General features: G+C 66.6%; 9 protein-coding genes. 7 read left to right on the forward strand and 2 right to left on the reverse strand.

What is annotated here, in order from left to right; genetic code table 11:
- Positions 1–94 precede the first annotated feature (94 nt).
- Entirely contained in the window at positions 95–2,404 is a 2,310-nt protein-coding gene (locus tag AX702_RS03105; RefSeq protein WP_066775978.1) for an FtsK/SpoIIIE family DNA translocase, read from the reverse strand.
- Positions 2,405–2,631: 227 nt separating this feature from the next.
- On the opposite strand from AX702_RS03105, the gene AX702_RS03115 reads away from it, so the two are divergent.
- The 7 genes from AX702_RS03115 (at position 2,632) to AX702_RS03145 (ending at position 9,010) form a co-directional block, all read left to right on the forward strand.
- A complete protein-coding gene (locus AX702_RS03115) occupies positions 2,632–3,240 on the forward strand; it encodes a ribonuclease HII (protein ID WP_066775982.1) in 609 nt (202 codons plus the stop codon).
- A 177-nt stretch (positions 3,241–3,417) separates the two neighbouring features.
- Entirely contained in the window at positions 3,418–4,557 is a 1,140-nt protein-coding gene (locus AX702_RS03120) for a site-specific DNA-methyltransferase (protein WP_066775991.1), read from the forward strand.
- A gap of 162 nt (positions 4,558–4,719) precedes the next feature.
- Complete coding sequence (gene folP / locus AX702_RS03125; protein ID WP_066775994.1) at positions 4,720–5,766, forward strand: dihydropteroate synthase; 1,047 nt, start codon at positions 4,720–4,722, stop codon at positions 5,764–5,766.
- A gap of 110 nt (positions 5,767–5,876) precedes the next feature.
- The gene (locus AX702_RS03130; RefSeq protein ID WP_066775996.1) at positions 5,877–6,581 is read left to right on the forward strand and encodes an NRDE family protein; all 705 of its coding nucleotides are present in this window, start codon (positions 5,877–5,879) and stop codon (positions 6,579–6,581) included.
- A gap of 158 nt (positions 6,582–6,739) precedes the next feature.
- Positions 6,740–7,315 carry an alpha/beta hydrolase gene (locus tag AX702_RS03135; protein WP_066776000.1) on the forward strand — a complete coding sequence of 192 codons (576 nt, stop codon included), beginning with the start codon at positions 6,740–6,742 and terminating at the stop codon, positions 7,313–7,315.
- A 151-nt stretch (positions 7,316–7,466) separates the two neighbouring features.
- The gene (purE, locus tag AX702_RS03140; protein WP_066776003.1) at positions 7,467–7,943 is read left to right on the forward strand and encodes a 5-(carboxyamino)imidazole ribonucleotide mutase; all 477 of its coding nucleotides are present in this window, start codon (positions 7,467–7,469) and stop codon (positions 7,941–7,943) included.
- A complete protein-coding gene (locus tag AX702_RS03145) occupies positions 7,940–9,010 on the forward strand; it encodes a 5-(carboxyamino)imidazole ribonucleotide synthase (protein ID WP_066776020.1) in 1,071 nt (356 codons plus the stop codon). The genes purE and AX702_RS03145 overlap by 4 nt, the downstream gene beginning before the upstream one ends.
- A 748-nt stretch (positions 9,011–9,758) precedes the next feature.
- On the opposite strand, the gene AX702_RS03155 is transcribed toward AX702_RS03145, so the two are convergent.
- A partial coding sequence (locus AX702_RS03155; RefSeq protein WP_156455335.1) for an OmpA family protein occupies positions 9,759–10,125 on the reverse strand: 367 nt, incomplete at its 5' end.

Here is a 10,125-nt window from a genome sequence, read left to right on the forward strand (position 1 = left end):
GCGCCCGGCCGACACCCTCCGACAAGCTCCGGGCGTACTAGCGGTGGGATCAAGAGGGCGGAAGCCGGGTGAAACCCGGCGTCCTGCCAAAGTCTCAGACCGGGTGACCTTCCGTATCGCGCAACACCTCGCGGCGACCGACGTGATCGGGCCGGCTGACGATGCCGTCCTTTTCCATCCGCTCGATCAGCCGCGCCGCGGAATTGTAGCCGATGCGCAACTGGCGCTGGAGCCAGGAGGTCGACGCCTTCTGGCTTTCGCATACCAGCTGGATCGCGGCGCGATATTGCTGGTCCTCGGCCGAATCCTCGCCGGTCGGCGCGCCCTCGATCTCGAAGCTCTGCTCCGGCTCCTCGGTGACGGACGAGATATAGTCCGGCGTACCCTGCGACCGCCAATGGTCGGTGACGCGCTGCACTTCCTCGTCGCTGACGAATGGGCCGTGGACTCGCACGATGCCCTTGCCGCCAGGCATATAGAGCATGTCGCCCTTGCCCAGCAGCTGCTCGGCGCCCTGTTCGCCCAGGATGGTGCGCGAATCGATCTTCGAGGTGACGTGGAAGCTGATGCGCGTCGGAAGGTTCGCCTTGATGACGCCGGTGATCACGTCCACCGACGGCCGCTGCGTCGCCATGATCAGGTGGATGCCCGCTGCGCGCGCCTTTTGCGCGAGGCGCTGGATGAGGAATTCGACTTCCTTGCCAGCGGTCATCATCAGGTCCGCAAGCTCGTCGACGATCACAACGATCTGCGGCAGCACCTGATAGTCGAGCTGCTCCTCCTCATAGACCGGGCGCCCGTTCTCGTCCCAGCCGGACTGGACCTTGCGGCCGAGCGGCGCGCCCTTGGCCTTGGCGGCGCGCACCTTCTCGTTGAAGCCGCCGAGGCTGCGCACGCCGAGCGAGGACATCTGGCGATAGCGATCCTCCATCTGCTCCACCGCCCATTTCAGCGCGCGCACCGCCTTCGCGGGATCGGTGACGACGGGGGAGAGGAGATGCGGAATGTCGTCATACATCGACAGTTCCAGCATCTTGGGATCGATCATGATCATCCGGCACTGGTCGGGCGTCAGCCGGTACAGCAGCGACAGGATCATGCCGTTGAGGCCGACCGACTTGCCCGATCCGGTGGTACCCGCGACCAGCAGGTGCGGCATGGGCGCAAGGTCCGCGATCACCGGATCGCCGGCGATGTTCTTGCCAAGGATCACCGGCAGCTGCGCATTCTGGTCCTCGAATGCCTGACTCCCGATCAGCTCATGCAACGAGACTGTCTCGCGCTTCGCGTTGGGCAGTTCGATGCCGATCACGGTGCGGCCGGGGATGGTGGCGACGCGGGCGGAGATCGCACTCATGTTGCGGGCGATGTCGTCAGCCAGGCTGATGACCCGCGTCGCCTTGATGCCCGGCGCGGGTTCCAGTTCATACATGGTGACCACCGGCCCTGGGCGGACCTCGACGATCGATCCCTTGACGTTGAAGTCGTCCAGCACCGTTTCCAGCAGCCGCGCGTTGCGCTCCAGCGCGGTCTTGTCGATCTGTGCATTCTGGGAAGGCGGCGCTGGCGTCAGCATTTCCAGCGTCGGCAGCTCGTAATCGTCACGCAGGGCGAGCTTTGTCTGACGCGGTTCTTTCGTGCCGCTGCCGGTGGCCGGCGGCGCGGTGCGATCGTTGATGACGGGGGCCGGGCGATTGTCGGGCGCCGCCACCGCGCGCGGTGGAACCGCCTTGCGCGGCAGATCGGCTGCCGCTTCATCATCTGCCCCGTCCCACTGATCGTCGCTGCCAGCGGGCGCGAGCCTCGGCCGCCGGCGCGGGATCCAGCCGCGTGGCAGATCCACCTCCAGGCTGCGCCCCCAGACGATCGCACCGGCAAGCCCCGCCACCACGCCCAGCGCGACGATGCTCCACCATGTCACTTGTGGATTGTTCGCGAACGAGAGCGCCCAGCGTGCGGCCGCGACGCCACCCAGGCCTATTGCGCCGCCCCAGCCGAACGGCAGCGCCAGCACCGCATCGTCGGACACACAGGCCAGCGCGACCGCCATCAGCGCCACGCCGAGCAGCGCCTGGCGCAGCATCCGCTTCCACGCACCCGCCGGCTGATCGCGCCACAAGCGCAAGCCGATGACCGGGCCGATCGGCAGCAACAGCGCCACTGCGGGACCGAAGATGGTAAGGGCGAGATCGGCGAACCACGCGCCCGGCACGCCGAGAAGATTGCCCGCCACGCCCGACGATGCGGTGTTGAGCGACCCGTCGCCCGGTCGGTAGCTTGCCAGTGCGAGCGCCGTCAGCACGGTGACAGCGAACAGCACCATCGCCGTGGCCAGCGCACCGCTGCGGATTGCTCCTGCCTTCACCGTCTCGCGCCACAAGGACGTTTGCGCCCTGCTCGCCATGCCTACAACGCCCCCGAAAATGTCATGAAATCAGCTGCTGGATAATCTGCCCCGGCGAGTCCGGCGTCAAGCGGCGCGCCCGATGCGCCCGCGCGTTCCCGGCGCAAGTGTGACGGCCAGGGCACGCCATCGCCGACCAAGTGACCGCGTGCCGCGACAATCGGCCATTCTGCCTGGCAGCGCACCTTGCTAAAGGCCGGCATCACCGTTGAGAGCGCCGACCACCAATGCCTGGATTGAAGCACGAACGCCTGTACCTCGCGCCCGTCGTCGGCGTGGACGAGGCAGGTCGTGGCCCGCTTGCCGGCCCGGTCGTGGCGGCGGCGGTGATCCTGCCGGCGCGCGGCGTGCCGCGCGGCATCGACGATTCGAAGAAGCTGCCGGCCGGCGAGCGGGAACGGCTGTGCAGGCGGATCAGGGATTGCGCCATGGTGGGCGTGGGAATCGTGGAAGCGGAGGAAATCGACACGCTCAACATCTACTGGGCGACGATGAAGGCGATGACGCTGGCGGTGGATCAGGTCGCGGCCGCGCTTGGCTGCGCTCCCGGCCACGTGCTGGTCGATGGAAATCGCCTGCCCCGCTGGGGCTATGCCGCGACGCCGATCGTCGGCGGTGATGCGCAAAGCCGCTCCATCGCCGCCGCCTCCATCGTCGCCAAGCACACGCGCGACACCATCATGCTGGCGCATCACGAATCATATCCGCACTACGGCTGGGCCTCCAACAAGGGTTATGGCTGCCCCGCGCACCGCCGCGCACTGGCCGAACATGGCCCCTCACCGCTCCATCGGCGTAGCTTCGCACCGGTCGCACAGACGGTTCTTCCGTTCTGAGTCTTTTGCGCCACACCCCACCGATTGAGTCGATGGCCCCGGGCAGACTCAATATCTGGGATGGTGCGCGAAATGTTCCGCCCGGCGAACGAAATGGCCCGCGGCGGTACTATTCACTGAATGCTTGACGGCGAGTCCACCCCGAAGCGACGGTCGCGTGCGAGAAGGGGGAAACGCATGAGTGTCATTGAGAAAACGCGCGTGCGTCGGGCCCGGGCAGCTGCGCCGGAAGAGACGGTCGTGCTGCCGCTGGACGAGATCCTGATGGGGGATTGCATCGCGCAGATGCGCGCGCTGCCGGCGAAGTCGGTGGACATGATCTTTGCCGATCCACCGTACAATCTGCAGCTCGGGGGCGAGCTGTTCCGACCAGACGGCAGCCATGTCGATGCCGTGACGGACGATTGGGACAAGTTCGACACGTTCGCCGCCTATGACGCCTTTACCCGCGCCTGGCTGGCGGAGGCGAACCGCATCCTGAAGGATGACGGCACGATCTGGGTGATCGGCAGCTATCACAACATCTTCCGCGTCGGCGTGGCGGTGCAGGATCTGGGCTTCTGGATCCTCAACGACATCGTGTGGCGCAAGAACAACCCGATGCCCAATTTCCGCGGCACGCGCTTCACCAACGCGCATGAAACGCTGATCTGGGCGTCGAAGGGCGAAAAGGCGAAATACACCTTCAACTATCGCTCGATGAAGACGTTGAACGACGAGTTGCAGATGCGCTCGGACTGGGAATTTCCGATCTGTGGCGGTCAGGAGCGGCTGAAGGGTGCGGACGGGCACAAGGTGCACCCGACGCAGAAGCCGGAGGCCTTGCTGTACCGCATCCTGCTCGCCTGCACGAAGCCGGGCGACGTGGTGCTCGATCCGTTCTTCGGCACGGGCACGACTGGCGCGGTGGCCAAGCGGCTGGGGCGCCGCTGGATCGGGATCGAGCGCGAGAACGTCTATATCGATGCCGCCCGCGCCCGAATCGCGGATGCCCTGCCGCTCGATGAATCGGCGCTCACGACCATGCAGAGCCCGCGACAGCAGCCCAAGGTTGCCTTTGGCGTGCTGGTGGAAAATGCCTTTCTGCCGGCGGGCAGCGTGGTGACCGACGCCAAGCGCCGTTACCGTGCGACGGTGCGCGCCGATGGCAGCCTCGCCAGCGACTGTGGCTCGGTCGGATCGATCCACAAGCTGGGTGCGACCTTGCAGGGCGCGCCGGCCTGCAACGGCTGGAGCTTCTGGCATTACGAGACGGAAGGCGCGCTGAAGCCGATCGATGCCCTGCGGCAGACCTATCTGTTGGCGACGCAGGTCTGAGCAGTTTTTGCGACTCCAGGTCCGGCCGTTCAAGCGAAGCCGGCCGGGCATCATGGGTCGCCAAGGTGCGTCACGATCCTGCACAAGGGCGCACCCTGCCCGCCTTGCGCGGCTGACGCACCTGCGCCACACGCCTGAAGCGTCGCAATCCGAAGGCCGCCCATGCATCTCCGCCCGATCCACTTCGTCGACGCGCCATTTGCCTATCCGGACGGCGCGGTCGCCCGGCTCGCTGGCGGCATGCAGTGGTTCGCCGGCTACGAGGTGAGCGAAGGAGGCAGGAGACGCGCCGTTCCGGTCGCCGAGATCACCAGCCTTGGCGCCAGAGCAGCCGAGCTTCACCGGCGGATCACGACGGCACGACCTTCATGGACGCTGGGCTCACGGACGCTCCGGTTCGATCAGCCGGTCGTCGCCGGCATCCTCAACATGACGCCGGACAGCTTTTCCGACGGCGGCGTCCACCGCGACGATCCGGCCGCTGCCGCCTCGGCCGGGATGATCATGGCGGGCGCCGGCGCGGGCCTGATCGACGTTGGTGGCGAGTCCACCCGCCCCGGCGCGGCGACGGTGTGGGAACAGGACGAGGCCGAGCGCGTGGTGCCGGTGATCGAGCGGCTCGCGTCCGCCGGCGCGCTGGTGTCCATCGACACGCGCAAGGCACTGGTGATGGAGCGCGCGCTAGCGGCCGGGGCGGCCATCGTGAACGATGTTTCATCGCTGCTGTGGGACAAGCGTGCATTGGACGTCGTGGTGCGCACTGGCGCCCCGGTCATCATCATGCATTCGCCGGATCCGGAGAAAGGCGGTCACGGCAGCGGCGGCTACCGCGATGTCGTGACGGACGTCTTCGACTGGCTAGAGGCGCGCATAGAAGCGCTGGTGGGCGGCGGTGTGGCACGTGACAGGATCATGGTGGATCCCGGCATCGGCTTCGGCAAGTCACTGCAGGACAATCTGGCGCTCATCAACGGCCTTGCGATGTTCCATGGCCTGGGGTGCCCCATCATGCTCGGCGCCAGTCGCAAGCGCCTGATCGGCGCGCTGTCGAACGAGGCACCCGTTGGCGAACGGCTGGGCGGGTCGGTGGCGCTTGCGCTGAAGGGTGCCGAGGCGGGCGTGCAGCTGTTGCGGGTTCATGACGTGGCCGAAACGGTGCAAGCGGTCCGGGTCTGGCGGGGCCTGCGCGACCGCGCGCTGGTCGGCTGAAGCTGTGACCGCCTCCATCAGGTGCGTGGAGCCCCATCGCAGGAGTTCCCGGAGGCGCGCGAAAGAAGGTAAGGGCGTCGGATGAACCTTTCCCTACGTCGACGCGGCTGATGTGTGTCGTTGCGCTTGCGCTGGCGGCTAGTCCACGCTGGCACCTCGTGGTTGCAGGCAATCGCGACGAGTTTCATGCACGCCCCTCGGCGCCGTTGATGCGGTGGGACGATGCGCCTCACGTCCTGGGCGGGCGCGATCTCGTGTCCGGCGGCGGCTGGATCGGCGTGTCCGAACAAGGTCGTTTCGCTGTGGTGACCAACGTCGCCGGTTATCCCCGCGGTGGAGCAGCCCCATCCCGCGGCGCGCTGGTGGCGGACTATCTGCGCACGGGCGACTTGCCCGATGATGCCGTGCTGGACGCGTTCGGCGGATTCAGCCTGATGACGATTGGCGATGATGCGGCATTCCGCAGCAACCGCCCCGCCCTGGTGCATCAGCCGCTCGCACGCGGGCTGCACGGCATCTCCAACGGCCCACTCGATCCGCCCTGGCCACGTACGCGGACGCTTACCCAGGCGCTCGGCGCATGGCTGACGCAGGATCGCGCGCCCGAGGACCTGCTCGGTCTGCTTGCCGACGAGCAGGCCGCCGTGGAGGGAGAGCGACCAGTCTTCATCCGCGACAGCGTTTACGGAACGCGCTGCAGCACCGTGATTGCCATCGCTGCCGATGGAACAGGCGTGATCATCGAACGGAGCTTTGCTGCGTCGGGGATGGTCGATGGCGACACACGGCTGGATTTCGCCTGGAGCCGCGCCTGACCGCGCATCTCGACCGGGTAATGGCTCAGCCTTGCGGATTTCACGGCTAGCCCGTGCCCGCGCGGCGGCCAACCCCTAAGGGGTGGTCACGTAACCCATTGCCGCGGCCTCACCGTTGATGGCATGATCCGATCACACAGGACTCGGAGAAGGTCGCCATGTCGATCGCCACGGCCATCATGCCTGACCGTTTCTCGATCATCACGATCGGCGCCCCCGGTGTGGAGTCGCCGGCGTGGAATTCCCGCTTGCGCTGGCCGAGCCAAGGTGACGAGCACGTCATCCTCGAGGGCGGCGAACGGCGCAGCATCTGGGCAGCGCAGCTCGATGCAGCAGTGATGCGCGCTGATCGCGCCGTGGTGCTCGTGGCGGAAGGGATCGGGTGTCACGCTGCCTCTTGGTGGGCGCGCTTGTCGCCGGCGTCCTATGTGTCCCGCGTCGCCGGCGCGCTTCTGTTCGATCCGCCCGCCAACCAGGCGGACAAGCCAGACGCCTTTGCCTCTCCTGCGATCGCCTTGCCCTTTCCCTCGCTGGTGCTTGCGCAGGATATTCCGAGCGCCACTGGCCCGGCAATCGAAAGCTGGGGCAGCCGCTTGATCGATGGGCACCGCCGTCGCGATGGCGAGTTGCGCCCGTGGCGCAGCGCGCACCGCTTGATCGAGCGGGTTACCAGCCGCGTCATTGAGCGGGATGTGGCGCGCGTCCTGGCATTGAACCCAAATTCATACCGCTAGCACCGCCTGACCTCAGCGTCTTCCGCGCGCCAGCATGATGCGCGGTGCCCTCAGGCCGGCATGGCGGCAAGTGACAGCTAACCGCCTCTCCTCGCCGCCACGGCGGCAGCTTCCTGTTGCCCTCGCCATTGTCCCTCGCTAACCGCCGGAAATGGCGCACGTCGGCATCATCATGGGCTCGACCTCCGATTGGGAAACGATGCGGCATGCCGCCGAGACGCTGGAGGCGCTCGGCGTGCCGCATGAAACCCGGGTCGTCTCCGCGCATCGCACCCCGCAACGCTTGTACGATTATGCCGCCCAAGCAGCCGATCGCGGCCTGAAGGTGATCATCGCGGGGGCGGGGGGGGCTGCGCACTTGCCCGGCATGACGGCGGCGATGACACATCTGCCGGTGCTCGGCGTGCCGGTTGAGTCAAAGGCGCTGAAGGGCATGGATAGCCTGCTGTCGATCGTTCAGATGCCCGGTGGCATTCCGGTCGGTACGCTCGCGATCGGCAAGGCTGGCGCGATCAACGCTGGCCTGCTTGCCGCCGCTATCCTGGCCGTCAGTGACGAAGCACTGGCCGACCGTCTGAAGCAATGGCGCGCGGCGCAGACCAACAGCGTCGCGGAGCTGCCGGCATGACGCCGCTGCCACCCGGATCGACCATCGGCATCCTGGGCGGCGGCCAGCTCGGGCGGATGATCGCTGCCGCTGCGGCGCAGCTCGGCTATCGCACCCATGTGCTCGCGCCTGATCGGGAAAGCGTGGCGGCCCAGACGGCCTCGTCGCTGACCCGGGCCGATTACCACAACCGCGTGGTACTGGCCGACTTCGCCGCGCAATGCGATGTGATCACCTACGAGTTCGAGAATATCGCCGCGGAGCCGGTGGAGTGGCTCGCTGACCGCAAGCCGGTTCATCCTTCGCCCACCAGTCTTCGCGTTGCGCAGGATCGGCTGGCGGAGAAGGCGTTCGTGGCCGAGCTGGGCGGCACGCCGGCACGCTGGGCTGCCGTTGCCACGCGTGAGGCACTGGACACCGCCGTTCACGAGATCGGCACGCCTGCCGTGCTCAAGACGACGCGCATGGGCTATGACGGCAAGGGACAGGCGCGGCTGTCGACGCCGGCAGATGCCGATCAGGCGTGGGCCACGGTCGGCGGAGCCGCCGTGCTCGAGGCGTTCGTGACCTTCAGCCACGAGTTTTCCATCGTGCTCGTGCGCGGGCAAGACGGCTCCATGGTCAGCTATCCGCCGCCGTGGAACGAGCATGCGGACGGCATCCTGGCCCGCTCCACCATCCCCGCACCTTCGCCGATTGCAGCGCAATGGACGCAGGCCGCGGCGTTGACCGGGCGGATCGCAGACGCGCTCGACCATGTCGGCGTGCTGACCTGCGAGTTCTTCGCCACGCAGAACGGTCCGGTGTTCAACGAAATGGCGCCGCGGGTCCATAATTCGGGGCATTGGACGATCGAAGGCGCAGTGACTTCGCAGTTCGAGAACCATGTCCGTGCGATCTGCGGCCTGCCGCTCGGGGACACTGGCCTGACTGGTTCGGGCGTGACGATGGAAAATCTGATCGGCCACGACGTGGATCGCTGGGCTGATCTGCTCGGCGAACCCAATGCGCACGTTCATCTCTATGGCAAGCGCGAGGTGCGGGCTGGCCGCAAGATGGGGCATGTCACCCGGATAACTCGGCCGTAGGTCTCGGGTTCGCCTCTCCAACGACGTAAGAGCGAGCACGGCCGAAGGTAGATCGCAACGATGTGCTTGAGCTGCGCTGCATAATTCGAAGCCTGAAAGCAGAAGCATCAGTCGAACACCCAAGGGCTGGCTGCTCTGAGCGTCAGCCAGAGCCGGCTGAGGCGCGCCTGAAGCGCGTCCACTCGACTACGCACCGAGACATGAGGTCACACGAGGGCAGTCTGGCCACGGTTCGGACGACCTTCGGCAAGGAAAGCCGGTCCGCGCGCCAAACCACGGGAACGTGATCGCACCGCCATCATCCTAATTTCGGCGCAGTCAGACAGGTCGTAAGATGCATTCGCTCGGCCGGTTGCGGGCGGCACGCTCCTGCGCCTCGGCCGCTGCTGGGGCGGGGTGCATCCAGTATCCGCCTGCCGAGAATGACCTGAAGCCGCCTTCGAAGCTCCGAGCCACCCGGCTGAGATCCTGAAGCGCGACCGGCACGGCAGTCGCCGCGGCACGCTGATGCTCCGTCATCAGGGATGTATGACCGAAGCGTAACGCCAGCGAGGAACAATGCACCGCAGCGCGCGATGCCTCTGGCCTGTGAACGGACCTAGTCGAAGGCCACCGGCTGACGAGCGCCAGCCACCCGACGGTAATTTGATCCATCCATTCGCCGCGACGGTCGATCGCCCGCGCCCATAAACAAAGAGGGGCCGGAAATATCCGACCCCTCCCAGTTCGTCTGGTGAGACGAAAGGTCTTACATGCCCGAACCCGGACCGTAGGTGACCTCCACGCGACGGTTCTGAACCTCGCGGACGCCGTCTGCCGTGTCGACGCGCGGGCGGCTTTCGCCGAACGCTTCGGTCGAGATCACGGTTTCCGGGATCGCCTTCGAGGTCAGGTAGCCCTTCACCGCGTCGGCACGGCGCTGCGACAGGCCGACGTTGTAGGAGGCCGCACCCGAACGGTCGGCGTGGCCGGCCAGCATGACCTGCGCGTTGCCGCACGACTGGTACTGCGTAACCGCGTTGTCGAGGATCGACGCTGCTTCCGGCGTGATGTCCGACTTGTCCCACTCGAAGAAGACAATGAACGGACCCGGCGAGCACACCACCTCAGGCGGC

Origin of the sequence: Sphingomonas sp. CCH5-D11 (assembly GCF_001557395.1) — a bacterium.
In the GTDB taxonomy this organism is placed as follows: Bacteria; Pseudomonadota; Alphaproteobacteria; order Sphingomonadales; family Sphingomonadaceae; genus Sphingomonas.

What these genes read in the sequence shown, in the direction of transcription:
- folP (WP_066775994.1), top strand. Translation starts at nt 4,720, where the DNA reads ATGCATCTCCGCCCGATCCACTTCGTCGACGCGCCATTTGCCTATCCG.
- AX702_RS03115 (WP_066775982.1), top strand. Translation starts at nt 2,632, where the DNA reads ATGCCTGGATTGAAGCACGAACGCCTGTACCTCGCGCCCGTCGTCGGC.
- purE (WP_066776003.1), top strand. Translation starts at nt 7,467, where the DNA reads ATGGCGCACGTCGGCATCATCATGGGCTCGACCTCCGATTGGGAAACG.
- AX702_RS03120 (WP_066775991.1), top strand. Translation starts at nt 3,418, where the DNA reads ATGAGTGTCATTGAGAAAACGCGCGTGCGTCGGGCCCGGGCAGCTGCG.
- AX702_RS03145 (WP_066776020.1), top strand. Translation starts at nt 7,940, where the DNA reads ATGACGCCGCTGCCACCCGGATCGACCATCGGCATCCTGGGCGGCGGC.
- AX702_RS03130 (WP_066775996.1), top strand. Translation starts at nt 5,877, where the DNA reads ATGTGTGTCGTTGCGCTTGCGCTGGCGGCTAGTCCACGCTGGCACCTC.
- AX702_RS03135 (WP_066776000.1), top strand. Translation starts at nt 6,740, where the DNA reads ATGTCGATCGCCACGGCCATCATGCCTGACCGTTTCTCGATCATCACG.
- AX702_RS03105 (WP_066775978.1), bottom strand. Translation starts at nt 2,404, where the DNA reads ATGGCGAGCAGGGCGCAAACGTCCTTGTGGCGCGAGACGGTGAAGGCA.